Origin of the sequence: Mesorhizobium sp. LSHC412B00 (genome assembly GCF_000503035.1) — a bacterium.
Classification (GTDB): domain Bacteria; phylum Pseudomonadota; class Alphaproteobacteria; order Rhizobiales; family Rhizobiaceae; genus Mesorhizobium.
In genome coordinates this window covers 229126-252361 of record NZ_AYWB01000001.1, presented here as the reverse complement: position 1 = coordinate 252361, position 23236 = coordinate 229126, and the positions used below count along the sequence as shown (strand labels likewise).

The 23236-nt window shown below is 62.6% G+C and carries 24 protein-coding genes; 12 read left to right on the top strand and 12 right to left on the bottom strand.

What is annotated here, in order from left to right; all coding sequences use genetic code 11:
- Positions 1-41: 41 nt before the first annotated feature.
- Positions 42-749, bottom strand: a complete 708-nt coding sequence (locus X757_RS163320) for an LssY C-terminal domain-containing protein (protein ID WP_023724930.1) — start codon at positions 747-749, stop codon at positions 42-44.
- Positions 750-860: 111 nt separating this feature from the next.
- Between X757_RS163320 and X757_RS163325 the strand changes: the two genes are divergently transcribed.
- Complete coding sequence (locus X757_RS163325) at positions 861-1580, top strand: gamma-glutamylcyclotransferase (RefSeq protein ID WP_023724929.1); 720 nt, start codon at positions 861-863, stop codon at positions 1578-1580.
- Between the two features lie 19 nt (positions 1581-1599).
- On the opposite strand, the gene X757_RS163330 is transcribed toward X757_RS163325, so the two are convergent.
- From X757_RS163330 to X757_RS163340, 3 genes are all read right to left on the bottom strand, one after another.
- The gene (locus X757_RS163330) at positions 1600-2391 is read right to left on the bottom strand and encodes an extensin family protein (RefSeq protein ID WP_023695766.1); all 792 of its coding nucleotides are present in this window, start codon (positions 2389-2391) and stop codon (positions 1600-1602) included.
- 130 nt (positions 2392-2521) lie between these two features.
- Positions 2522-3598, bottom strand: a complete 1077-nt coding sequence (locus X757_RS163335) for an extensin family protein (protein WP_023724928.1) — start codon at positions 3596-3598, stop codon at positions 2522-2524.
- A gap of 198 nt (positions 3599-3796) precedes the next feature.
- A complete protein-coding gene (locus X757_RS163340; RefSeq protein ID WP_023683751.1) occupies positions 3797-4222 on the bottom strand; it encodes a DUF3775 domain-containing protein in 426 nt (141 codons plus the stop codon).
- Between the two features lie 226 nt (positions 4223-4448).
- On the opposite strand from X757_RS163340, the gene X757_RS163345 reads away from it, so the two are divergent.
- Positions 4449-4985, top strand: a complete 537-nt coding sequence (locus tag X757_RS163345; protein WP_023683752.1) for a M48 family metallopeptidase — start codon at positions 4449-4451, stop codon at positions 4983-4985.
- 288 nt (positions 4986-5273) lie between these two features.
- A complete protein-coding gene (gene greA, locus X757_RS163350) occupies positions 5274-5747 on the top strand; it encodes a transcription elongation factor GreA (protein ID WP_023683753.1) in 474 nt (157 codons plus the stop codon).
- Between the two features lie 23 nt (positions 5748-5770).
- Here greA and waaC read toward each other — a convergent pair whose 3' ends face one another.
- From waaC to rfaD, 3 genes are read right to left on the bottom strand one after another with little or no spacing between them, the layout of a single operon-like run.
- Positions 5771-6745 (bottom strand): lipopolysaccharide heptosyltransferase I, encoded by a 975-nt coding sequence (gene waaC, locus X757_RS163355; RefSeq protein WP_023683754.1) that lies wholly within the window; start codon positions 6743-6745, stop codon positions 5771-5773.
- The gene (gene waaF, locus X757_RS163360; RefSeq protein ID WP_023695762.1) at positions 6742-7749 is read right to left on the bottom strand and encodes a lipopolysaccharide heptosyltransferase II; all 1008 of its coding nucleotides are present in this window, start codon (positions 7747-7749) and stop codon (positions 6742-6744) included. The genes waaC and waaF overlap by 4 nt, the downstream gene beginning before the upstream one ends.
- Complete coding sequence (rfaD, locus tag X757_RS163365) at positions 7722-8672, bottom strand: ADP-glyceromanno-heptose 6-epimerase (RefSeq protein ID WP_023683756.1); 951 nt, start codon at positions 8670-8672, stop codon at positions 7722-7724. The genes waaF and rfaD overlap by 28 nt, the downstream gene beginning before the upstream one ends.
- Before the next feature lie 134 nt (positions 8673-8806).
- Between rfaD and X757_RS163370 the strand changes: the two genes are divergently transcribed.
- From X757_RS163370 to X757_RS163390, 5 genes are all read left to right on the top strand, one after another.
- Positions 8807-9439 carry a LysE family translocator gene (locus tag X757_RS163370; RefSeq protein ID WP_023671977.1) on the top strand — a complete coding sequence of 211 codons (633 nt, stop codon included), beginning with the start codon at positions 8807-8809 and terminating at the stop codon, positions 9437-9439.
- Positions 9440-9563: 124 nt separating this feature from the next.
- Positions 9564-11057: a D-glycero-beta-D-manno-heptose-7-phosphate kinase gene (gene rfaE1 / locus X757_RS163375; RefSeq protein ID WP_023671976.1), complete on the top strand. Its 1494-nt coding sequence runs from the start codon at positions 9564-9566 to the stop codon at positions 11055-11057.
- An 8-nt stretch (positions 11058-11065) separates the two neighbouring features.
- On the top strand, positions 11066-11638 hold the full coding sequence (locus X757_RS163380; protein WP_023724927.1) for an SIS domain-containing protein: 573 nt from the start codon (positions 11066-11068) through the stop codon (positions 11636-11638).
- Complete coding sequence (locus X757_RS163385) at positions 11631-12284, top strand: HAD-IIIA family hydrolase (protein ID WP_023724926.1); 654 nt, start codon at positions 11631-11633, stop codon at positions 12282-12284. Before X757_RS163380 ends, X757_RS163385 begins: the two co-directional genes overlap by 8 nt.
- A 206-nt stretch (positions 12285-12490) precedes the next feature.
- On the top strand, positions 12491-13471 hold the full coding sequence (locus X757_RS163390; RefSeq protein WP_245275013.1) for a phosphodiester glycosidase family protein: 981 nt from the start codon (positions 12491-12493) through the stop codon (positions 13469-13471).
- 422 nt (positions 13472-13893) lie between these two features.
- Here X757_RS163390 and X757_RS163395 read toward each other — a convergent pair whose 3' ends face one another.
- On the bottom strand, positions 13894-14370 hold the full coding sequence (locus tag X757_RS163395; RefSeq protein ID WP_023671972.1) for an Lrp/AsnC family transcriptional regulator: 477 nt from the start codon (positions 14368-14370) through the stop codon (positions 13894-13896).
- 309 nt (positions 14371-14679) lie between these two features.
- Here X757_RS163395 and trxB point away from each other — a divergent pair, with 309 nt between their 5' ends.
- Complete coding sequence (gene trxB, locus X757_RS163400) at positions 14680-15654, top strand: thioredoxin-disulfide reductase (protein WP_023724924.1); 975 nt, start codon at positions 14680-14682, stop codon at positions 15652-15654.
- 80 nt (positions 15655-15734) lie between these two features.
- A complete protein-coding gene (locus X757_RS163405) occupies positions 15735-16631 on the top strand; it encodes a LysR family transcriptional regulator (RefSeq protein ID WP_023671970.1) in 897 nt (298 codons plus the stop codon).
- Here the strand turns inward: X757_RS163405 and X757_RS163410 are convergent.
- The 3 genes from X757_RS163410 to X757_RS163420 form a co-directional block, all read right to left on the bottom strand.
- Complete coding sequence (locus tag X757_RS163410) at positions 16628-16894, bottom strand: hypothetical protein (RefSeq protein ID WP_023724923.1); 267 nt, start codon at positions 16892-16894, stop codon at positions 16628-16630. The two genes, X757_RS163405 and X757_RS163410, sit on opposite strands and share 4 nt — an antisense overlap.
- A 736-nt stretch (positions 16895-17630) precedes the next feature.
- Positions 17631-19691 carry an elongation factor G gene (locus tag X757_RS163415; RefSeq protein ID WP_023724922.1) on the bottom strand — a complete coding sequence of 687 codons (2061 nt, stop codon included), beginning with the start codon at positions 19689-19691 and terminating at the stop codon, positions 17631-17633.
- A gap of 244 nt (positions 19692-19935) precedes the next feature.
- Positions 19936-20793 (bottom strand): alpha/beta fold hydrolase, encoded by an 858-nt coding sequence (locus X757_RS163420; RefSeq protein ID WP_023701619.1) that lies wholly within the window; start codon positions 20791-20793, stop codon positions 19936-19938.
- 146 nt (positions 20794-20939) lie between these two features.
- On the opposite strand from X757_RS163420, the gene X757_RS163425 reads away from it, so the two are divergent.
- Together X757_RS163425 and X757_RS163430 are read left to right on the top strand one after the other, a co-directional pair.
- Positions 20940-21491 carry an isoprenylcysteine carboxylmethyltransferase family protein gene (locus X757_RS163425; protein WP_023724921.1) on the top strand — a complete coding sequence of 184 codons (552 nt, stop codon included), beginning with the start codon at positions 20940-20942 and terminating at the stop codon, positions 21489-21491.
- 48 nt (positions 21492-21539) lie between these two features.
- Positions 21540-21935, top strand: a complete 396-nt coding sequence (locus tag X757_RS163430) for a cupin domain-containing protein (RefSeq protein ID WP_023711180.1) — start codon at positions 21540-21542, stop codon at positions 21933-21935.
- Positions 21936-21994: 59 nt separating this feature from the next.
- Here X757_RS163430 and X757_RS163435 read toward each other — a convergent pair whose 3' ends face one another.
- The gene (locus X757_RS163435; RefSeq protein WP_023701622.1) at positions 21995-23197 is read right to left on the bottom strand and encodes a pyridoxal phosphate-dependent aminotransferase; all 1203 of its coding nucleotides are present in this window, start codon (positions 23195-23197) and stop codon (positions 21995-21997) included.
- Positions 23198-23236: the final 39 nt, after the last annotated feature.

Genomic DNA, 23236 nt, shown 5'->3' with positions numbered 1-23236 from the left:
AGGAAAATAGTCCGCGATGATTTTTGGGAAATGACGGTGGTTCAGGGGAATTGCCTGAGCACCCCGACAACAGCCTTGCCGTCGGTGAAATAGGGATCGCCGCCGCCGTTGCGTCCGGTCCTGGTGGCGCCGATGCCCGGGATGTCGCTCACCGAGATCACCATGCCGGCCGCCGACAGGTCGTGGATCACGAGATCGCGCTCGGCGTCGATGTCAGGGGCGATATGGTGGGTGATGGCGCCGGTATCGTGGCTGAGACCAACGCCGCGGTCGAAGCTGGCCGAGCCCATCCAGAGCGTTCGGCCGTCGTCGCCGGTCGCATCGCTGCGCCAGAAGCGGACATGATGGCGCCGGTCGGCGCTGCCGCCGACCGGCTTTTCGAAGGCGAGATCCTGGGCGCGGCCTTCGAACAGCAGCCGGCTGACCGGGGCGTCAGGATAGGGATGATCGAACAGCACGCTCTCACCGATTTCGATCGCGGTCTTTAGCGTCACGCCATCGGCCGTATCCCATCCGGCCATGGCGAAGGCATGGATCATCTCTTTTTCGGTACCGACAAGGCCGATATTGATCGGGTCGCCCGGAATGCCTTGCGGCGTGTGTGTCACCATCTCGAAAGTCTGCGTGCGAAAGCCGCGGTCGCGAACCGTCCAGAATTCCGGCGCAGCGACATAGGCGAGGGCCAGCCAGACCGCCAGAAGAGCGGCGAGCCAGGTCAATGCGCGTCGTTGCAGGCTTCGTCGGCTCATGAAAGCGGCTCGATCCGTTCGGTATCTGTGCCTGACGGACCCTGGAAATCAATGGCCAGCGGCGAGCAGCCGTTCTATCGTCGGCCATCGTTTTTGCGGGGGTGAGCAGGAATGGATAAGAAGCCGGTGGGTCGCAGCTCGATGGCATTGACCGCGGACCTTGTCGCAAGGGTCGAGCGTGTCGAACCGGATCCGGGTCCCGAGCCCGGAACAACCGAGCATACAGACGCGGAGTTCGATAGTCTTGTCGAGCAACTTCTGTCGGAGCATCGGCCTGAAGCGCTATGGGTCTTTGCCTACGGGTCGCTGATCTGGAACCCCGAATTTGCCCATGTCGAGCAGCGCCCGGCCACGGCGCCAGGATGGCACCGCTCGTTCTGCCTGACGCTGACCCGTTGGCGCGGAACCCGTGATTTGCCGGCGCTGATGCTGGCGCTCGATCGAGGCGGCAGCTGCAACGGCATCGTCTATCGGCTGCCCGCGGAAGACCATTTCGGGCAACTTGGCCAGTTGCTGCGCCGCGAGATCGATGCCAACCCGCCGACTAACGTGCCATGCTGGATCAAGGTCAAGACCAAGGATGGGACGTTGCGGGCCTTGGCTTTCGTCGCCGCGCCAGACGGCAGGGCCTATGCGGGCCGGCTGCCATTGGAGCAGGTTGCCGACACGCTGGCGCGGGCTGCCGGGCATTGGGGCTCGTCGGCTCAATACCTGTTCCGAACCGTCAGCAAGTTGGAAGAGAGCGGTATCCGCGACAGGAACCTTTGGCGCATTCAGGATCTGGTGGCCGAGCAAATCATCGCTTCCACCGGGAACGCCAATCCCGACTGATTTCTGAACGGTGAACGCCTTAGCGGCAGGCGCGGTAGCCGCTTTTGCGGTTCTTGATGTCGAAATGGAAATGGTTGCGGTGATCGTAATTGTAGCCGGGACCGAGCACGGTGGTGAAATACTGGCAGCCGTCGGCGCGCACATTGTTGAGGAAGCCGCGGGTGCGGAAGGCAAACAGGCCGGGCTTGCGCACATCGATGTCGTCGCCGTTGTTGAGCTCGATGCTCATGACGTCGAGGGCGTTGCCCTTGCCGTGCTCGGACAGGACACCTTCGCCGGCGATGTTGCGGCAGGAATAGCTCGAGCCCTGGTGGATGGTCTTGACGCCCGAGAAATAGCGCCAGCGGGCGGAAGGAACCAGTTCGTTGCTGGTCCAGGCGGCGAAACTTGCGGCCATGTCGCAGGTCAATGTCGCGGCGGGCTTCATCTGGATGCCGCCGATGGCGGAGACCTTGACCGGCCAGTCTATGCCGCACTGTCCCTCATGGATCGGCTGGACATCGGTGTAGACGACGCGAAGCCGCTTCAGCTCGCCACGGCAATCGGTTTCGCTGGCCGGCATCTGCTGCGGCTCCGACTCCGACATCGGCTCGTCCATGTGCGGATAGGCGGCAGTCATATAGGGATTGGACGGGACGAGCTTCTGCATGCCTTCATATTGCGGCACGGCCGCGGTCTGCGAGCCGACATCGACGGCCGGCTGCAGCGACAGCACGCTGCCAGTGTTGCAAGCCGAAACGGCGGCCAGCGCAAGACCGGCGGCCAGTATCGCTGCGCTTTTTGCCTTCGCGGCGCGAAATATTGCGGCCATGGGCGGAATCCTGTCCTTGATCGGTGGGATTTTAACGATCAAGGGTAAAGGAAAACTCAGCGTTCCCGTTCATGCCTGCGGCCGAAATGCGGCAGCCAGACCATCACCGGTGACGATCACTGAAGGGCCATCACTGGCAGAAAGTGCCACCATTCCGGCGCGGTTCGAGATCGAGATGGAAATGCAGGGAATGGTCCGGGTCCGCGCCCGGTCCAAGCACGGTCTTGAACGGTCCGCAGGCGGCCTTGCGCACCGCATTGAGGAATTTGCCGTCCTTCTCGGGCGGCGTTGGACCGACTTCGACCTTTCTGCCATCCGACAACGTGAAGCTGGCAATATCGAGCGCGTTGCCGAAGGCATGTTCCGACAGATGGCGCGTGCCGTTGCGCGGCCGGCAGACAAAGGCCGATGCCTGGTTGATCGATTTCAGGTCGGCTCCGAACTCGGCTTTCGCCGCCGGCTGTATGATTTCGGCGGCAAAGCGGGCTGCCGCCTCGGCCATCGGGCAGTTGAGTTCGGTCGCGGGGCCGATGGCGATGGATTTTCCGAGCGACTTCAGCAGCAGGGGATAGGGGATCGAGCAGCCGATGTCGGGATTGCTTTCCGCCTTATGCTCCTCGAATTCGACACCAAGGGCCGTCAGCCGCTCGCGACAGGCGACTTCCGCCGCCGGCATTTTTTCATCGGGCAAATCGGCCGAGCGCGGATCAGGCAGCATCTTCTTGTCGCCGGCATCGGGTTTTTCAGGTGGCTGCGGAGCAACGGCCGGCGGCTGAGCTTCAGGTTCCGGAGTGTCTGGCTTTTGTGTCGGAATCGGCACCGCGGCCGGCGGCTCGGGCTCGCTTTGCCTATCGGTCGACGGCTTCGGGGCTGACGGTCCGGGCCGCGCCTGCTTTTTAAAACGGGACTTTTCTTCGTTGAATCGATCGTCATTGGACCGGTTGGGCGCGCCAAGGGGGTTCGGACCTTCGGCCTTTTGCTTTTCGATCGGTGCCGCGCCGGTCTTCGGCGCCTCTGAAGGACGCGCCTCGGGCAGCGGGACAACGCGCGAGGGCTGCACCGGAACATCGGCGGGCGAGGGCTCTTTATCCGGGGTCTTTTGTTCCACCTGCTTTGGCGTGATGTGCCGCTGTGGCCTGGGCTTCTGGCGGTGTTTGCTGCGCCGCTTAGGATGCGAGTCGACCCGCGGTGAAAACAACTGCTCCAACCGCTGTGACAGCGGCGTGTAATGCTTCTTGCGCTGTTTGGCGTCGGCTTGCGTCAGCAGGGGCGTCAGCAGCAGAGCCGTGACGACCATGACCAGTGCAACCCTGCATATTCGGGAAAGTACAACAGACCCCATCGTCCTCAACGGCGCGAACGCCCGGAGGTTGCCTGCGGCCCATCACGAACGGTAACGACGGCGTTACGCGCCAATCGCTTCCAGCCCTTCTTCCAGCCAGTCGGCCAAAAGCGGCATGCCGAGCAGGTATTTCGCCGTGCGCTTGTTGGCGCGGTCGCGCGCGGCGGCAACCGCATCGGACCATTCCGCAGCGTCATAGTCGCCGCGGCCGACCCAGGCCAGCGCGATCAACTCGGCCGCTTCGTCAACGTTGAGGTCGTTGATCAGCTCGCGCAGCTCTTCCTCGGTGAGGTCTTCCGCGCTTTCCTCCGCCAGACCGTCATGGTGGTGATTGGCATGTGATTCACCATCGAGCTCGACCTCATGCTCGGCACCGTCGGCATAGTCTTCGTTGACGGCAGCACTCAATCCCTTTGCCTTGAGAATGAACAGGCGCACGGTGTCCGGGCCGATCGATAGCTCCCATTCCCGCTCACGGCGCTGTTGCACTCGGCACCCCCGCTGATCATTTCCCGAATGATAGCGGATTTGCAGCGCGCGTCACGTCATGTTCTGATCCTTGGCTCCCGCCTTTGACCGAATTCAAGTTAGGCATGGCGCACAAATAGTTTCGGCGGCTGCGGGTTTCCGGGATGAAAAGTCTGCATCCCGGCGTTAGCTTTTCATTATCGTCATTTTCCCTCAAGCTTGTCATTATCCCCTCAAGGAGGCTTCGATGCATAAAAGAGTGTTGATCCAGGCGGCTGCGGCGCTTGTCGCGCTGCAGTTCTTTGCGGTTCCGGTGTTTGCGGCCGGCGGCGGTGGCGGTGGTACCGAGACCACCACCCAGTGCAAGAAGGGGCAGGTCTGGGACAAGAAAAAGCAGAAATGCGTCGCGCCGAAGTACGGCATGCTGGACGACGACAACATCTACGATGCTGGTCACGACCTGGCCATGGCCGGGCGTTATGATGAGGCGATCGCCGTGCTCAGCCTTGCCGCCAACAAGCAGGATCCACGCATCCTCAACTATCTCGGCTATTCGCATCGCCATTCCGGCCGTGTCACCGTCGGCCTCGGCTATTACGAGGAAGCGCTCCGCATCAACCCGGATTACACGCTGGTGCGCGAATATCTCGGCGAGGCCCATCTGCAGATCGGCGATCTGGCCGGCGCCCAGGCGCAGCTGGCCGAGATCGAGAAGCGGACGGGCAAAGATTCGCGCGAATACGGCATGCTGGCCGAACAGATCTACCATTTCATGAGAAGCTGACCCCACCCCAACGGCTTCTCTGGGCCGGCTGCGAGCAATCGCAGCCGGTTTTTGTTGTCGCAACTGCAACACGCTGCACATGCCGTGACGGCAATTGCGCAAGTCGGCTCATGATTTTTCAAAAAGCCTGCTTTTTCAGCGTGAAAAACGCGCGAGGATCGCTATATTGGGGAAAATTGCGGTGAAACGGTTCCGTTAGCCCGAGGCTGCCGGACCCGTTTTCTTTTTATACCCATCGACAAGGCTTTCCCCGAAATGCGGGGGTGGCGGCAGGAAAGGTCAGGCATCATGAACAAGGTCCCGATGACAGGCGAGGGGTTCGCGTCATTGAAGGAAGAACTGCGCTGGCGCCAGCAGCAAGAGCGGCCGCGTATCATCGAGGCGATCTCCGAAGCGCGCTCGCATGGCGACCTGTCCGAAAATGCCGAATATCATGCCGCCAAAGAGGCGCAGAGCCTCAATGAGGGCCGTGTCAACGAACTGGAAGACTATATTGCTCGGGCCGAGGTGATCGACGTCACCAAGCTTAGCGGCGACAAGGTCAAGTTCGGCGCCACGGTGGTGCTGGTCGACGAGGACACCGAGGAAAAGAAGACCTACCAGATTGTCGGCGACCAGGAAGCGGATGTGAAATCGGGCCGTATTTCGATCTCCTCGCCGATCGCGCGCGCGCTGATCGGCAAGGAAGTCGGCGACGCCATCGAGGTCAACGCCCCCGGCGGCGCCAGGGGTTATGAGATCGTCCAGGTGCAATTTATCTAGCACCTCAGAATTGCTGGAAGGTCCTATGCCGAAGCTTGGAGCTTAAGGGCTAATAGCTTTTCTGCTTCCGGCACCACCTGTGCCGGCATGAGGCGCTCCCCCGCTGCGGCCAGCAACGTTGAGGCATATTGCCCGCGCGGGCCGGTCAAACCCGGCTCGGTCGCCAGGAACACCGCGACCGTCGGCAGGCCGAAGGCGCTGGCGAGGTGGGTCAGACCGGTGTCGGCGCCGATAACCAGCGTCGAGCGGCCAAGGATCGCGGCAATGTCTGCCAGCGGCGATCTCGGCACCACGATCGTTGACGGCACGGCTTTCGAGATCGCCTTGGCCACCGCCTTCTCACGCTCGTTCGACCAGGTGGTGACCGGCGTCATTCCGCTACCAACCAGCAGGCGAGCCGTTTCGATCCAGTCTTCGGCGGGCCATTTCTTGTCCTCGCGGCTGGTGCCGTGCAGCAGGAAGGCCGTCTTGCCGTCAATGCCGGCCAGGCCGCCGGGAGGCGGCACAATCCCGGATGCGAGCGCCGAAAGATCGGGCTCGTAGCCGAGCGCCAGCCCGAACAGCCGGCGCGTGCGTTCGATGGCGTGCAGGTTGCGCGGCACGGCGTATTTGCGCTGGTAAAACAACGTTGCCGAGGGCTCCCGCGCGCTTGCGCGGTCGAAGCCTGCGATTGGTGCCGCTGCCTGTTTCGCAACCAGGGCCGATTTCAGCAGCCCCTGCGCATCGATGACGAGGTCGTACTCGCCTGCTTGCAGAGCGCGGCGCAAGCTTGTCGCCTCCCGCCATGTGCCGGCGTTGAACAGATGCTTGCGCCAGCGCCGGATGGCGACGGTATGGATCTTTGCTATCGCCGGATGCAGCGCGACGATGCCGGCAAAGGCCTCTTCGACGCACCAGTCGAAGGCGATATCGGGGCGCTTGCGGCGTGCATCTTCGACGGCGGGGAAGGTGTGGATGACGTCGCCCATCGAGGAGGTCTTGACGATCAACACCTTCATGCGGCGGCCGGGAGTTCCAGCAACCTGTCCGCCGCCGCTGCCACTCGGGCAACGTCCAGCGTCTTCAGGCAGTTGAGGTGGCCGAGCGGACAGACCTTCCGGTGGCAGGGCGAACAGGACAGATGCAACCAGATCAGTTCGCGCTGTTCAGCCAACGGCGGCGTGTTTTCCGGCGAGGTCGAACCGTAGACGGCAACGACCGGCGTGCCGACGGCGGCCGCGACATGCATCAGCCCGCTGTCGTTGGACACCGCCAGCCTGGCCGCGGCGATCAGGTCGATGGCGTCCTCCAGCCGTGTCTTTCCTGCCAGATCGACGACACCGGGCGCGAGTGCTGCGATCTCGGCGGTGACGTCGCGATCGTTCTTCGAGCCGAACAACGCGACCTTGAATCCTTTCGCCATCATCTCTCCGGCGAGGCCGGCATAGCTTTCGCTAGGCCAGCGTTTGGCCGGACCGAATTCGGCGCCGGGCATCATGGCGACGAATTTTCCCGGCTGCACTGCGAAGCGAGCGAGCAGATCTTTCTGATTGCCGGCGTCGACGGTGAGCCGCGGCGGCCGGAAATGTCCGCCTTGGGCGAGGCCAAAATAGGCCTGCGCGGTGCGCCGTTTGACGGCATCGGGCAGCGGCACGATGTCGGTCAGCAGGCCGTAGCGCATTTCCCGGAGATTGCCGAAGCGGCGGGGGATGCGGGCAAAGAACGGGATCAGCGCCGATTTCCAGCTGCCCGGCAGGACGTAGGCCATGTCGTAGCGGCCGCGCAGCAGGCGGCCGAAGCGGCGGCGAATGGTGAATTCGAGCGCGCCCGGTTGCAGCGGGAAATCGATCTGCTGGCGAATCTCGGGCATGCGCTTGACCAGCGGGGCGGCCCAGGCCGGGGCCAGCACGTCGATGGCGGCGTTGGGATGGACGTCCTTCAGCGCTGAAAACAGGCACTGCGCCATGACCATATCGCCCACCCAGCGTGGGCCGATCACGAGGATCGTTGGGCTTTCAGCCATTCGACATAGTCTCTGACGCCGGTTTCCACGCTGCGGAATTGCCCATTATAGCCGGCTGCGCGCAAGCGGGACATATCAGCCTGGGTAAAACTCTGGTAGCTGCCCTTGAGGTGATCGGGGAATTCGATGAACTCGATCTCGCCCTGGCCCAGCGTATCGATCACGGTCTCGGCAATGGCGCGGAACGGCTGGGCGCGGCCGGTGCCGCAGTTGAAGATGCCGCTCGAGCCGCGCTTCCACAGCCACAGATTGACGTCGGCGACATCGCCGACGTGAATGAAGTCGCGGCTTTGTTCGCCGGGGCCGAAGCCGTCATGGGCGCCGAACAGCTTTGGGTTTTCGCCGCGCCCGACCTGATTGAACAGATGGAAGGCGACCGAGGCCATGGCGCCCTTGTGCGCCTCGCGCGGGCCATAGACGTTGAAGTAGCGCAGGCCCGCGACCTGCGAATGATCGGTGTCGAACACGGTGCGCCTGACATAGTCGTCGAATAGTTTCTTCGAATAGGCGTAGACGTTGAGCGGCCGCTCAAGTGCGGGATCCTCGCGAAACTCCGAACCGCCGCCGTAGACGGAAGCCGAGGAGGCATAGAGGAACGGTATGCGCAGCGAAAGACAGCCATGCAGCAAGCGCTTTGAGAAGGCGTAGTTCACGTCCATCATGAACTTGCCGTTCCATTCCGTGGTGGTCGAGCAGGCGCCCTGGTGGAAGACGGCCTCGACGCGGCCTAGGTCGCCGGCTTCCAAGGTGGCCAAGAATTCGTCCTTGTCGAGATAGTCGGCTATCTGCAAATCGGCCAGGTTGGCGATCTTGTGGCCGTCGGTGAGGTCGTCGACGACGAGGATGTCATCATGGCCTTCGGCATTGAGTGCGGCGACGATGTTGGAGCCGATCATGCCGGCCCCGCCCGTGACGATGATCATGAAGGCCTCTGGTTGCTTGCGATTCCGGTCCTTATAAGGGAGGCCAAGCGTACTGTCGATGAAGCACCACGACGCCACAGTGAGACCGCGAAGCGGCCCGCTTTATTCGAGGCCCGCAAGCTAGGGGACAAAAAATGCCGTCGACCGAACTGCTCATTGCGTTTTTCGCCACCACGGCGATCTTTGCCTATATTCCAGGACCGGCGATGCTCTATGCCGCCGCGCAGACCATGGCGCGCGGGCGCTGGTCGGGGCTGACGGCGGCACTTGGCATCCATCTTGGCGGTTATTTCCATGTCTTTGCGGCTGCCGCCGGGCTGTCGGTGCTCTTCCATGCGGTGCCGCCGCTCTACATGGCGGTCAAGCTCATCGGCGCGCTCTATCTGATCTGGCTTGGCGTGTCCTTGTTCCGCAAGCGCGGGGACGGTGACACGGCGCTGCCGGCGATCGAGCGCAAATCGGCGCGCCGGGCATTTTTCGAGAGCATCACCGTCGAAGTGCTCAATCCGAAGACGGCGATCTTCTTCATGGCGTTCCTGCCACAGTTCATCGATGCCTCGGCGGGTTTCCCGGTGTGGCTGCAATTCGTCGTGCTGGGCACCATCGTCAATTTAATGTTCTCTTCGGCAGATATTGTCTGCGTGTTGCTGGCAGGCATGGTGATCGCCCGGCTGAAGCGCTCCAGCCGTGCGCAGCGCATCATGCAGAGGGCGGGCGGGGCGGTGCTGGTCGGACTGGGCGTCCACGTCGCGTTGCAGAAGAGCTGACGGCCGCCCTGACGTTGCGCTGCGCGGATTTGCGGTATATCGGCTTCGCCATGAACGATCCGGCCCGTAAATTGACAATTTTCAGCGTGATTGAGGTCGGCCTTTCCCTCGCATTGCCAGTGACATGATCAAGCACAATCCGCCTTCGCCCGAACCTTTGCACCGCGCCATTGCCCGCTTTGGCGACGTTGCCGTGCTGGTGGTCGGCGACTTCATCCTCGACCGTTTCGTCAACGGCGTCATCGAGCGCATCTCGCCGGAAGCGCCGATCCCGGTGCTGCACGGGCGCGGCGAGACCTCGACGATGGGCGGCGCAGGCAACGTTGTCGCCAACATCGTCTCGCTGGGTGCCAGCGCTATTCCCATATCGGTGATCGGCACCGATGTGGCCGGCGACAATCTGGTGCGCATGCTGCGCGAACTCGGCGCCGATACGGCTGATATGGCGCAGGAGCGCGGTCGCATGACGTCGTCGAAGAGCCGCTTCAGCGCGCTCAATCAGCAGGTGCTGCGCTTCGATGAGGAAGAGATCAAGCCGCTCGACGACAAGGAACGGGCGGACCTGGTCCGGCATTTTCGCGCCGCACTCACGCGCGCCGACATCGTCATTCTGTCCGACTATGGCAAGGGCATCTTGCTCGACGGCGTCGCCGCCGACCTGATCGCCATCTGCCGCGAGGCGGGAAAACCGGTGCTGGTCGATCCCAAGGGCCGCGACTATGCGCGCTATGCCGGCGCGACCGCCATCACGCCCAACCGCAAGGAGCTTGGCGAAGCTGTCGGTCGCCCGGTTTTCGCCGACGACGAGATCGTCGCGGCGGCACGCCAGCTGATTTCGGCACATGGCTTCGACTTCGTCGTCGCCACCCGCAGCGAAAAGGGCATGAGCGTCGTCGGCGCGGATGAGGCGCGCCACATCGCCACCCAGGCGCGCGAAGTGTTCGACGTTTCGGGCGCCGGCGATACGGTCATCGCGAGCTTCGCGCTGGCTCTGGCCGCGGGCGCCGATCGCGTCATGGCCGCCTCCATCGCCAATGCCGCCGGCGGTGTGGTGGTGGGCAAACGCGGCACCGCGCGGCTGACCGTGGAGGAACTCACCGGCGCGCTGTTCCGCTCGCACGGCCCCACCGCCCACAAGGACGCCATCCTCGATGCCGCATCGGCCGCGCGCATGGTGGCGGCGTGGAAGGACGAGGGCCTGAGCGTCGGCTTCACCAATGGCTGCTTCGATATATTGCATGCCGGCCATGTCAGTCTTCTCCACGCGGCGCGCAGCCAGTGCGACCGGCTGGTGCTCGGCCTCAACAGCGATGCCTCGGTGCGTCGGCTGAAAGGCGCAGGGCGCCCGGTCAACGATCAGCATGATCGTGCCTGCGTGCTCGCCGCCCTGGCCTCGGTCGATGCGGTCGTGGTGTTCGAAGAGGATACGCCGCTGGCGCTGATCGAGGCGCTTCTGCCCGACATTCTGGTCAAGGGCGCCGACTACACGGTCGAAACCGTTGTCGGCGCCGATGTGGTGCAGAAGGCGGGCGGGCGCGTCGTCCTGGTCGACCTTGTCGCCGGCAAGAGCACCACCGGCACGATCGGCAAATTGCGCGCCGGCGGCGGTACTAACTGAGGGATTTCATGTCCGGACTGAATGACTATCTGGTCCGCTCGGCGGCCGCGATCACCGCGACAGTCGAGCGTGACCTGACCGCCGAGATGGAACGTGCTGTGAGTGCGGTCGTCGCCGCGCTTTCCTCGGGCAAGGCGCTGCTGGTCTGCGGCAATGGCGGCTCGGCCAGCGACGCCATCCACATTGCCACCGAACTGGTCGGCCGCTTCCTTAAGGAGCGCAAGGCCTACAATGTGATTGCGCTGCCGGCCAACGCGGGCATGCTGACCGCCTGGGGCAATGACTATGGCTTCGACACCGTGTTTTCGCGCCAGGTCGAGGCGCATGGCGCGCCCGGCGGCGTGCTGCTTGCCATCTCGACCAGCGGCAATTCGCCGAGCATTCTGGCTGCCGCCGAACAGGCTCGGATGATGGGCATGACGGTGGTCAGCCTCACCGGCGACAGCGGTGGCAAACTCAAGCCGCTCACCGACATCCTGCTCAACGTGCCCTCGACCTTGACGCCGATCATCCAGCAGGGACATCTCTGCCTCTACCACTATCTCTGCGAGGTGGTGGAAGACCGTCTGTCGAATGGCTGACACCGGGGCCTACGGTCCATACCCGCTGGCTGAGCCCGGCCTGTGGGTTGAGCGGGTGGGTTCGCGGGTGTTTCCAGCCAGCGCGCCGGCGCTGTTCCTCGACCGCGACGGCACCATCAATGTCGACACCGGCTATCCCGACGATCCAGCCAAAATGGCGCTGCGCGACGGCATCGTGCCGGTCATCGCGGCGGCCAACCGGGGCAACATCCCGGTGGTCATCGTCACCAACCAGTCCGGCATCGCGCGCGGCTATTTCGGCTGGAAGGAATTTGCCGCGGTCAACGGCCGGGTTCTCAAGCTGCTTGCCGCCGGCGATGCCTTCGTCGACATGGTTCTGGCCTGCGCCTACCACGAGGCGGGCAGCGGGCCACTGGCGGTCGCCGACCATCCAATGCGCAAGCCCAATCCGGGCATGCTGCTACAGGCCCGGCAGCGTCTCGGCCTCGATCTCAAGCGCTCGCTGATAGTCGGCGACAAGGCCGCGGATATGCAGGCCGGACAACGTGCCGGCCTGCCGCGCGGCTGGCTGGTGGATGGCGAGGGAAGTAATGAGCCGGGCTTCGAGGTTCTGCCGCTGCGCAACCCCGATGATCTGGAACGGCTTTTGAGAGCTGTCGAGTCGCTCGGATCGAGACTGATTTAGCTTTCCGGATCTGTTGCGACGCAATCTCAATGGGTTAGCTTGAGCGTTTCACCGTTTCGCAGAAACGGCGAGCCGATCCATTTCTTTGCTTTGACGCTATTCCCCAGGAAAGCACCACGCTCTTTTGCGGAAAAACTGCAGAGATCAGACATCATTCAAGCAAGAAATTTGCAGATGTCATTCCATCGAAGAACGAGGGGAATTCATTGAAGAAAGCAATCTCTGTTGCCGTTGTCTTGTTGATATTGGCTGTGCTTTCAGCCGTGGGGTATGTCTGGCAAAAACACGGCGTGTATGGGCTCAATGCACTTCTTCGCCGCGGCGGAAGCTACTGGATCGCCGTTGCACCCGACGATGCGCGTCTCTCGCCTGCCATGCAGCTTGCGTTGAAATCGGAAATTCCTGATGTGACCGGTGGAGCCAGCTCATGGAATGAAACCGAGCCTGGATTCCAGGTCAGAGAAATCCCCGTCATGGCGGGCGACCGTGAAATTGACCGGCTCTATCTCAACCGTTTCGATCCAGCCAAATTCCGTTTCGTTGCCCGTAACGAGCACAGTGGTGCCAAGGACATCGACCAGTGGGAAGCGGCACTCAATCCACAAGGCACAGGCGGCACCGTTCTGATCGTCAATGGCAGTTATTTCGGACTGAAGGGCGAAGCCGACACGCCCTTTGTCAGCATGGGTGCGAGGCTCGGGCCGGATGAATACGATGCGAAGGCCGGCGCCTGGTTCGTGAATGCCTCCGGCACGCATGTGGTCGATCTCAATTCACGTGACTGGCGCGCAGTCACGGAGAATGCCGAAAACGCTATGGTTTCCTATCCATTGCTTGTCGGTGAGGACGGCCGCAACAATGTACGCGCCAAGAGCAACTGGTTGGCCAACCGCACCTTTATCGCGGAAGATCGTCAGGGCTGGATCATCGTCGGTTCGACCAAGGACGCTTTCTTCTCGCTGGACCGGCTAGCAAACTTCCTGTTGCAGACCGACCTCGATCTCAAGACGGCGCTAAACCTCGATGGCGGGCCTGTTGCCTGCCTCAGCGTCCGCTCCGGGAACTACCGGTTGAAACACTATGCCAAGTGGGAAGCCCAGGTCGCGGATGGCGACGTCTCACTGCTTCAAGCACCGCTAGATGTGCCCTGGGGATTGCCTGTTGTTCTCACGGTGGAGCGCAGGTAGCAGATCCTGCCCTTGGCAGGGTGGGTCAAAGTACTCCCGATTCCGTAGCTGAAACCGGATGGCATATTCAACCTTGGCCGCTCATGTTCACGCAATCTGACCCGGAATACCCTACGATTTCGGCGCCAGAATTCGCTTTCTGGCTCATATTCGTCGTCAACATGATTGTGATCGGCGCGGCGTTCTCGCGTCAAAAAACATTTTCCGTCTCAAATGCTTGCCGCATGTCATCACATTCGTCTGGCTTGCTTGCTCACCTATTTTGCTAGCCTTTTTAGCTTTGCCGGAGATGTCCCCTGGTGAGAGCCCCGGCCCTGGGGACGGCTTCATTCTTTTGCCAGTTGTCGGAGAGGTAGCAGTGTGTCTGTTGGGGTATGTCTTGGTCGGCGTCGCACATGCTTTTTCGAAGTTAATCTCGCTTATCAGGCGCTGAACGCCACCAGCCCTTCGTCCTTGACGCGGCGGATGGTCAGCGCGGTGCGCACCGTGTCGACATTCGGCGCCGAAGCCAGTTCTTCGATGACGAAGGTCTGGAAGGTGCCGAGATCACTCGCCACGCAATGCAGCAGGAAGTCGGATTCGCCCGAGACCATCCAGGCGTCGCGCACGATCGGCCAGCCGCGAGTGCGCTCGGCGAAGGTTTTGAGTTCCGCGTCGGCCTGGTGATGCAGGCCGATCAGGCAGAAGGCGACGACATCCATGCCGAGCGCCGGCGCGTTGAGCAAAGCGCGATAGCCTTTGATGATGCCGGTTTCCTCCAGCCGCCGGACACGGCGCAGGCAGGGCGGCGCGGAAATGCCGACGCGGCTCGACAGTTCGACATTGGTCATGCGCCCGTCGGCCTGAAGCTCGCGCAGAATCTTCCAGTCGATGGCGTCGAGGTCGGCTTTCAGGGGCATGGCGGTCTCTGCTTAGNCTTTGCCGACATCGTCCCTGCCGGCTTTCAGGGGCATGGCGGTCTCTGCTTAGCGCAAGAATCTTTCGCGATCTCGTCATTAAACGACTTTTGTGGCGATGCCAGCCCTTGGTCGGGCGATTTTGCGACCGTAACGGAAGCGGCCATTGCGCGAATAAGCCTGTGGGCCGAAGCTTTCCGGGGACGACGGCCTGATCGTCTTGCTGGTGTGGTTGGCAACCCTTACATTACCAGCACCGTTTCACGTCTTTTTCCAAGGCACACTCGATTGTCCGCCCCGCAGAGGCTTTACATGACCACCAAGCACGCGCCTGTCCTTATCATCGGTTCCGGCCCGGCCGGCTATACGGCGGCGGTCTACGCCGCGCGCGCCATGCTGAAGCCGATGCTCGTCGCCGGCCTGCAGCAGGGCGGCCAGCTGATGATCACCACCGATGTCGAAAACTATCCGGGCTTCGCCGATCCGATCCAGGGCCCGTGGCTGATGGAGCAGATGCTGAAGCAGGCCGAGCATGTCGGCACCGACATCGTCAACGACATCATCACCGAGGTCGACCTCAATGTGCGGCCGTTCCGCGCCACGGGCGATTCCGGCACCACCTACACGGCCGATGCGCTGATCATCGCCACCGGTGCGCAGGCGAAGTGGCTGGGCATCCCCACCGAACAAACCTTCATGGGCTTCGGCGTGTCGGCCTGCGCCACCTGCGATGGTTTTTTCTATCGCGGCAAGGATGTCGCTGTCATCGGCGGCGGCAATTCGGCGGTGGAGGAGGCGCTCTATCTCTCCAATCTGGCGAAGAGCGTGACCGTCATCCACCGGCGCAACGATTTCCGCGCCGAGCGCATCCTGCGTGAGCGGCTGTTGAAAAAGGACAATGTCCGAGTCATCTGGGACACGATCGTCGACGAGATCACCGGCCGGCCCGGCAAGACGCCGCTGCCGCCTTCGGTCGAAGGGCTGAAGCTCAGAAATGCGGTGACCGGCGAGGTCACCCATCTCCAGGTGGACGGCGTGTTCGTGGCGATCGGCCATGCGCCGGCGGTGGAATTGTTTGTCGGCAAGCTGAAGCAGAAGCCGAACGGCTATCTGTGGACGGCGCCGAATTCGACCCGCACGGACCTTCCCGGCGTGTTCGCCGCCGGCGACGTGACCGACGACATCTACCGTCAGGCGGTGACCGCCGCCGGGCTCGGCTGCATGGCCGCGCTCGAGGCGGAAAAATACCTGGCCGGCATCGAGGTGCACCGCGAAGCGGCGGAATAAAATCTATCAAGACGGCGTCGCAAGCCGTTCAAAAGCCTGATTTTTCATTCAGACGCCAAGAACAGAACGAGGGGAATTCAATGGCGTTGGACTGGGACAAGCTTCGCGTGTTTCACGCAGCGGCGGAGGCTGGGTCGTTTACCCATGCCGCCGAGACTTTGCACCTGTCGCAATCGGCGATTTCACGCCAGGTCAGCGCGCTCGAGCATGATGTCGGGGTGCCGCTGTTCAATCGCCATGCCCGCGGCCTGGTGCTGACCGAGCAGGGCGAAATGCTGTTCCGCACGGCGCATGACGTGCTGATGAAGCTGGAGACCATCAAGTCGAAGCTGACCGAGGCCAAGGACCGGCCCTCCGGCGTGCTGAGGGTAACGACCACCGTCGGGCTCGGCGCCGGCTGGCTGACCGAGCGGGTGCAGGAATTCATCGAGCTCTATCCGGAAATCAGCCTGCAGCTGATCCTGGCCAATGAGGAACTCGACCTCACCATGCGCCAGGCCGACTGCGCGATACGGCTGCGCCAGCCGCAGCAGCCCGACCTTATCCAGCGCCGCCTGTTCACCGTGCATTTCCACCTCTATGCCTCGCCGTCCTATGTCGGCAAGCACGGCAAGCCGACCTCGGTCGCCGATCTGAAGAACCATCGCATCGTCACTTTCGGTGTGCCGGTGCCGTCGCATCTGTCGGAGCTGAACTGGCTGGAAACGATCGGCGATTTCGACGGTGGGCAAAGGGTGCCGACGCTGCAGATCAACGACATCTTGTCGATCAAGCGCGCCGTGCAGGGCGGCGCCGGCATCGCCATGCTGCCCGACTACGTGATCTCCAAGGAATCGGATCTGGTGCAGCTTTTGCCGGAGACCGAGGTGCCGTCCTTCGACACCTATTTCGCCTATCCCGATGCAATGAAGAACCAGGCCAAGCTGCACGTCTTCCGCGACTTCATCATCGCCAAAGCGCGCAGCTGGTCATTTTAAACATGCCCTTGGGAGGTGCTGGTCACCCCCGCCAAGGCGGGCGCCGGCGTGCCCAGGCCTTCGAGCGCGAAGCGGGCAAAGGAATGGACGAGCAGGGCGATGGCCGCGAAGATTAGGATGGAGCCAGCCGGCACGAAGCCGGGCACCGTCGACAGCGTCAGACGGTAGCGGTCCGTCAGCAGCCAGGGCACCAGCCCGGCGACGACACAAGGTGCGGCGATGAAGAAGACCGCGCTGCCGGCCATCGCCTGGGGTATCCGCATGTCAGGTCTCCCTTCTTCCGGCCGACCCTTCCCATCCCGCTGCCGCAAAAATAAACGACTGCTGCCCGATTCAAAGTCATTCGGCTTTTTGCCCGCGAGCGCGAGAATCAGCCCGACTTGCGGTTCTGCGAAGGCAACAGCACGGTCGCGCCATTCACGCGCCATTCATTTGGCAACTTTTCGTGGTCCTATGGCCCCTAGACATGGGTTAGACCACAGCCTGTACCTTTTTGCATGCGTGTGTTGCAAAATAGATGCTTGTTTCTTGGGCATGAACAGCACATATATAGATCATCTCCTGGGCGCGTTCTCCTCCCATTAGCGCCCTCGAGTGTTCCCCTCTGGAGGTTAGCCTTAACAGGCACTTCCAATCAAACTCAGCCGGATCTTCATTGATCCGGCTTTTTTGTTTTCGGGCCTGCCGTAGCCAGCGAAAAATCGAGCAAAATCGCCGCGTAACAGTGACATGTAACCTCAGGTAACATGCCGCAGGCGCGATTCATCGTTTAAGCAGATCATAGGACGCGGTGTGGTTCGACCGGGAGATGGGGGCATCACTCGGAAGATCCGGGCTCAGGCGGCTACCGCGTCCGAACCTATTCGTCTGCCAGTGCCGTATGGCGCGGCGGATACGTGCGGCGGACCTGCCGTTTTCCTCCCAAGAAGACGGTCCGCAATAAGAGCGGCGTCCGGGTCATCCGGGCGCCGTTTTTTGTGCGGATCATCCTTTGGCCTGTCAGGCAGCCTTGCCGTTGGCGTTCATCGCTTCGTCGGCCAACCGTCCGGTCAGCTCGGCCATGTGATCGAAGGCGCAACGATAGCTGGCGACGCCGGAGGTCGCCGAGCGCAGTTCGATGATCAGGTCGCCGATCTCGGCCTGCGGCATGGTCGCCTCCACGACATCCCATCCCGGCCAGTCAGGCCGCGCGTCGTAGCCAAGGATCTGCCCGCGCCGTTGCGGGATCAGCGCGATGATCTTCGAAGTGGCTTCGGACGGCGTGACGATCTCGACCTTCATGACCGGCTCGAGCAGCACCGGCGAGCAGGCCGCCATGCCTTCCTTCATGGCCAGCTTGGCCGCCATCTGGAAAGCCATGTCGGAGGAATCGACGGCGTGGTAGGAGCCGTCGGAGAGGTTGACGGCGACATCGACGACAGGGAAGCCGAGCGGGCCGGATTTCAGATAATCGCGCACGCCGGTTTCGACCGACTGGATGTAGGTCTTGGGCACGACGCCGCCGGTGATGGTGTCCGAGAACTGAAAGCCGGAGCCGCGCGGCAGCGGCTTGATCTCGATCACCACATCGCCGAACTGGCCATGGCCGCCGGACTGCTTCTTGTGGCGGCCGCGCTGCTGCACCGTCTTTCGGATCGTCTCGCGATAGGGGACGGCAGGCGCATGGCCTTCGACCGGAATCTGATTCTTGCCTTCCAGCCGCTCGCGCACGACCCGCAGATGCATCTCACCATGGCCGGACAGCACGGTCTCGGCCGAGTCCTGGTTGTGGCGCAAGGTGAGCGAGGGATCTTCCTCGGCCAGGCGCTGGATGGCCGCCGACATTTTGACCTCGTCCTTGCGCTCCTTCGGCCGCAGGGCAAAGGCAAAGACCGGCTGCGGCGGCGTCAGCGTGACCAGCGGCTTGATACCGCCCTTCGTGGAGCTCAACGTCTGGCCGGTCTTGACCTCGTCCAGCTTGCCCAACGCCACCGTGTCGCCGGCCTTGGCAGCGGTGAGCTTGGATTGGTCCTTGCCGAGCATCTTGTAGATGCCGGAGNTGCCGGAGACCTTCGCCGTCTCGCCATTCGACAAATAGAGTTCGGCTGCATCGGCGATCTGGCCGGAGAGTACGCGCGACACGGACAGCTTGCCGCCATGCGCGGTGTGGATGGTCTTCATCACCTGGACCACGGTGTGATTGCCGTCGGGGACGCCGAGCCGTTTGCGCGTTGCCTCGACATCCGGTGCGTCATGGCGGATCGCCTTCAAAAGGCGCAGCACGCCGTTGCCTTTTTCGGCGGTGCCGATCAGCACCGGCGTTATGGCGCCGGCGCGCAGGTCGGCGGACAGATCGTCGAAAACCGCGTCTTTCGGCGGCTCGATCTCCTCCAGCAACTGCTCCATCAACTGGTCGTCATGGTCGGCAAGCGTCTCCAGCATGGAGAAGCGAGCCTCCAGTTCGCGCGCCTTGTCGTCAGTTGGAATTTCGGCAACCTGGCTTTCGGCATATTCGCGGTAGATGTAGGCGCGCTCCAGCGCCAGGTCGATCGAACCGATCACCACATTGTCCTTGCGCAGCGGAATCTGGCGCAGCAACAGCGGCGCCGCGCTCGTCGGCTGCAGCATCTTCAGCGTATCGCGTACGCCGGCGATTGCCTTGTCGACCTTGTTGAGGAACAGGATGCGCGGCACGCCGAGATCGTCGAGCTTGCGCATGATGAGCTGCAAGGCTGGGATCTTCTTCTCGTCGGCCTCGGCGACGACCACCGCGAGATCGCAGGCTCCCAGCACCGGCTCGGCCTCGAAGGAGAATTCGATCGATCCGGGACAGTCGACGAAGGTGATCTGCTCGCCCATGAATTCGGTGGTGGCAAAGGTCGCCTCGACGCTCATGGCGTGCGCCCGCGCCTCGGGCGAATGATCGGAAACGGTGCTTCCCGATGAAACGGGATTTTGGCGGGGGATGGCGCCCGTACGGGCGAGGATGGCTTCGAGAAGTGTCGTCTTACCGCTTGCAAAGGGACCGACTATGGCAATGCATTTCGGTCCCGTGCGTCGTCCTCCGGCGCGAGTACCCATGGCTGACCTCCACTCAGGCGTTGCCCTTGGAGTGCGATCAGCAAAAGTGGAAACGGTTTTGCGCCGATCGCACCCTGTCGTGAGCGGCGGCCGGCCTGTTCGACCGTCGCGGGCGGGGTTGTTTTCATTTAGCCACCTGCCCAACCCATCGTCCCACGGGTTAGCCGGCAGGGCAAGGAAAATAGAAATCGCGCCGCCGCCAGACGGACGGAGCGAGAGCCGGGGTCAGAACCGTCGGTAGATTTCAGCGGGCCTGGGTGCGGCGCGCCGGCCTGGCTGCGCTTTGCTTTACCACCGTCTCGGCGTAGCGCGACAACAGCGGGTTAAACAGGTCTGGGCGTTCCCAGAACGGTGCATGGCCGGCGCCTGATATGACATGGCATTGTTCCCACAGCGAGCTGTAGGCCACCGTCTCGAAGTAACTCAGCCGCACCAGCGGATCATGCTCGCCATTGATCACCGCAACCGGGAACGGGGCGTGCTCGACCACCTGTTTCTGGTCGGCGCCCTTGCCGGCAAACATGCTGCGCGCCACGCCGGCGCGAAGCCTGCCGTCGGTGCGCCTTATGGCTTCGCGGAAAGACGGACTTGCGGTATCGCCGAAGCAAAGCGCCTCGAAGCGCTCGATGTCGCGTTCGGAGTAGACCTTCTTGGAGGCCAGCAGCATGTCCCAGTTTGCGTGAAAGCCGCGCAGCATACCGAACGGCCCCCTCGACACCGGCGGCGCTCCGGTCAGCACCAGGCCGTTCACCGCATGGTGGAAGCTGGCAAGTTCGACCGCCACATGGCCGCCGAGCGACCAGCCGAAGATGATCGCTTGGCTGATGCCCAAAGCGTCGAGAAGCCGGGCTGAGGTCTGGGCAAGGCCGGTAATCGTATAGGCGGTCGCGGGGTCGCGGGCATCGGAGGACTCGCCATGGCCGGGAAGGTCGAAGGCGATCAGCCGATGGGCATCGGCAAGCGGGCTGTCGAACTGACGGGCAAACACGGCGCGCGAACTGCCCGAGCCATGGATCATGACGATGGGCATGCCGGACCCAGACGACTGGCTGAGGCGCAAGTCGGCCTGCGGCGTGCGGATGGTGCGGTGAGTGATGCTCATGCTGGATTAGACCTTGAGATTTGCCTGACCGCCAACATCGCATCGCTGGCTCTATATGTTCTTTAAACATGTGGTTAAGAATCGATTTCTAGAAATCCACCATCGGCGTGACCGCCGGCTCCATCGCAACCCGCGGAATCCCGACAATGGAACCAGTCCTCGATCTTCTTGTCTCGATCTGCAGCATCGCGACGCTTGGCCAATATGTCTGGTCGATGCGGGCGCATTTCCAATCGCAGGCGATGTCTCCAGGCGCCATGGTGATTTCGGCGGCGGTCATCGCCACGGCGCTGTTCTTTCTCGCCATCCTTTGGATCCAATCGCAGCCGGGTTCGGCAAAGCTCACCGGACTTGCCGTCGAACTGGCGAGCTCTGCCCTGTTCTGGTGGGCGATTGTCACGTCGCGCAAGGCGCGATTGCGCTTCGCCTTCGCACCCGACGATCCGCACAGCCTGCTGACCGACGGCCCCTACGGCCATGTCCGCCACCCCTTCTATACGTCCTACATCGTCTTCTGGATCGGGTGGGGGATCGCGACCTGGTCGATCTGGGCGGTGGTGCCGGTCGCCGGAATCGCTATCCTCTATGTGTTTGCGGCGCTGGACGAAGAGAAGAAATTTTCGCGCACGCCGCTGGCCGGAGCCTACGCGGACTATCGCGTACGTGCCGGCCTGTTCTGGCCCCGGCTGGGGTGGTAGCCGGCACCGGGGCAGGGTAGGTTCTGCCAAACTTAGGGGTCACCAGAGATGAAGATCATTGCCTGCGGCAGCGTGCCGACCATCATCGCACCGGAGAAGTATTTCACTGGCCGCGTGCTGCAGACGCCCATCATCGAGAAGGAAGCGCCGGCGCGGCTGCGGGCCACGCTGGTCAGCTTCGAGCCTGGCGCGCGTACCCACTGGCACACGCATCCGCTCGGCCAAACGCTCTATGTCACGTCGGGCGCCGGCCTTGCGCAGACATGGGGCGGGCCGATCCAGCAGATCAAGGCGGGCGACGTGATCTCGTTCGAGCCGGGCGAGAAGCACTGGCACGGCGCGGGTCCAAAGACGACAATGACCCACGTCGCCATGCAGGAAGCGCTGGACGGCGTCCACGCAGATTGGATGGAAGCGGTCACCAGCGAGCAGTATGGCGGCTGAGGTCTGCTCCTGACAAAAACCCGGCTCGAAGCCGGGTTTCATGTCTCGGTGCCGCCAGTTCAGGTCAGCGATGCAGTGAATCGCTGGATGCGCGTGCAGGCTTCCTCCAGCAGGCTCTCCGACGTGGCGTAGGAGATACGGAAGTTGGGGCCGAGGCCGAAGGCCGAGCCGAACACCACCGCGACACCCTCGCCTTCGAGCAATTCGGAGCAGAAAGTCTCGTCGGTGTCGATTATCTTGCCGGCCTTGGTCTTCTTGCCAATCAGCTGGGCGCAGGACGGGTAGACATAGAAGGCGCCTTCCGGCGACGGGCAGGTTATGCCGCGCGCCTGGTTGAGCATCGACACGACGAGGTCGCGACGGCCCTGAAAGATCGCCTTGTTCCTGGCGACGAAATCCTGCGGGCCGTTGAGCGCCTCGACCGAGGCCCATTGCGCGATGGTGCAGGCGCCCGAGGTCTGCTGGCCCTGGATCATGTCCATCGCCTTGATCAGCTGGACGGGACCCGCGGCGTAGCCGATGCGCCAGCCGGTCATGGCGTAGGCTTTCGAGACGCCGTTCATGGTCAGCGTGCGCTCGTAGAGTTTCGGCTCGACCTCGGCGATCGTCCTGAAGACGAAGTCGCCATAGGTCAGGTGCTCGTACATGTCGTCGGTCAGTGTCCAGACATGCGGATGCTTCAAGAGCACGTCGGCCAGCGCGCGCAGCTCGGCTTCCGTGTATGCGGCGCCGGACGGGTTCGACGGCGAGTTCATCAACAGCCATTTGGTCTTCGGCGTGATCGCCTTTTCCAGCACGGCGGGAGTGAGCTTGAAACCATTGTCGATCGAAGTATCGGCGAACACCGAGGTGCCGCCGCAGATCGCCACCATTTCGGGATAGCTGACCCAATAGGGGCGGGGGATGATGACCTCGTCGCCTGGGTTCAGCGTCGCCATGAAGGCGTTGAACAGGATCTGCTTGCCGCCGGTGCCGACAATGGTCTGCTCGGGCTTGTAGTCGAGATTGTTCTCGCGTTTGAATTTTTTCGCGATCGCCTCGCGCAGCGGCGCGATGCCCGAAACCGGCGGGTATTTGGTCTCGCCGCGGCGGATCGCCTCGATCGCCGCATTCTTGATGTTGTCGGGCGTGTCGAAATCCGGTTCGCCGGCGCCGAGGCCGATAATGTCGCGGCCGGCATTTTTCAGCTCGCGGGCTTTCTGCGTCACCGCGATGGTGGCGGAAGGCTTTACGCGGGCAAGGGCGTCGGCAAGAAAGGCCATGGCCAGATATCTCCAGAGGGGTCGGCGCAACCGCAAACA

Excerpts from the sequence above, each read along its gene's own strand:
- trxB (WP_023724924.1), top strand. The coding sequence starts at position 14,680 with ATGACCACCAAGCACGCGCCTGTCCTTATCATCGGTTCCGGCCCGGCC.
- X757_RS163420 (WP_023701619.1), bottom strand. The coding sequence starts at position 20,793 with ATGAGCATCACTCACCGCACCATCCGCACGCCGCAGGCCGACTTGCGC.
- X757_RS163395 (WP_023671972.1), bottom strand. The coding sequence starts at position 14,370 with ATGCCCCTGAAAGCCGACCTCGACGCCATCGACTGGAAGATTCTGCGC.
- X757_RS163430 (WP_023711180.1), top strand. The coding sequence starts at position 21,540 with ATGAAGATCATTGCCTGCGGCAGCGTGCCGACCATCATCGCACCGGAG.
- greA (WP_023683753.1), top strand. The coding sequence starts at position 5,274 with ATGAACAAGGTCCCGATGACAGGCGAGGGGTTCGCGTCATTGAAGGAA.
- rfaE1 (WP_023671976.1), top strand. The coding sequence starts at position 9,564 with ATGATCAAGCACAATCCGCCTTCGCCCGAACCTTTGCACCGCGCCATT.
- waaF (WP_023695762.1), bottom strand. The coding sequence starts at position 7,749 with ATGGCTGAAAGCCCAACGATCCTCGTGATCGGCCCACGCTGGGTGGGC.
- X757_RS163325 (WP_023724929.1), top strand. The coding sequence starts at position 861 with ATGGATAAGAAGCCGGTGGGTCGCAGCTCGATGGCATTGACCGCGGAC.
- X757_RS163380 (WP_023724927.1), top strand. The coding sequence starts at position 11,066 with ATGTCCGGACTGAATGACTATCTGGTCCGCTCGGCGGCCGCGATCACC.
- X757_RS163330 (WP_023695766.1), bottom strand. The coding sequence starts at position 2,391 with ATGGCCGCAATATTTCGCGCCGCGAAGGCAAAAAGCGCAGCGATACTG.
- X757_RS163345 (WP_023683752.1), top strand. The coding sequence starts at position 4,449 with ATGCATAAAAGAGTGTTGATCCAGGCGGCTGCGGCGCTTGTCGCGCTG.
- X757_RS163425 (WP_023724921.1), top strand. The coding sequence starts at position 20,940 with ATGGAACCAGTCCTCGATCTTCTTGTCTCGATCTGCAGCATCGCGACG.
- X757_RS163370 (WP_023671977.1), top strand. The coding sequence starts at position 8,807 with ATGCCGTCGACCGAACTGCTCATTGCGTTTTTCGCCACCACGGCGATC.
- rfaD (WP_023683756.1), bottom strand. The coding sequence starts at position 8,672 with ATGATCATCGTCACGGGCGGGGCCGGCATGATCGGCTCCAACATCGTC.
- X757_RS163435 (WP_023701622.1), bottom strand. The coding sequence starts at position 23,197 with ATGGCCTTTCTTGCCGACGCCCTTGCCCGCGTAAAGCCTTCCGCCACC.
- X757_RS163410 (WP_023724923.1), bottom strand. The coding sequence starts at position 16,894 with ATGCGGATACCCCAGGCGATGGCCGGCAGCGCGGTCTTCTTCATCGCC.
- X757_RS163405 (WP_023671970.1), top strand. The coding sequence starts at position 15,735 with ATGGCGTTGGACTGGGACAAGCTTCGCGTGTTTCACGCAGCGGCGGAG.
- waaC (WP_023683754.1), bottom strand. The coding sequence starts at position 6,745 with ATGAAGGTGTTGATCGTCAAGACCTCCTCGATGGGCGACGTCATCCAC.
- X757_RS163385 (WP_023724926.1), top strand. The coding sequence starts at position 11,631 with ATGGCTGACACCGGGGCCTACGGTCCATACCCGCTGGCTGAGCCCGGC.
- X757_RS163320 (WP_023724930.1), bottom strand. The coding sequence starts at position 749 with ATGAGCCGACGAAGCCTGCAACGACGCGCATTGACCTGGCTCGCCGCT.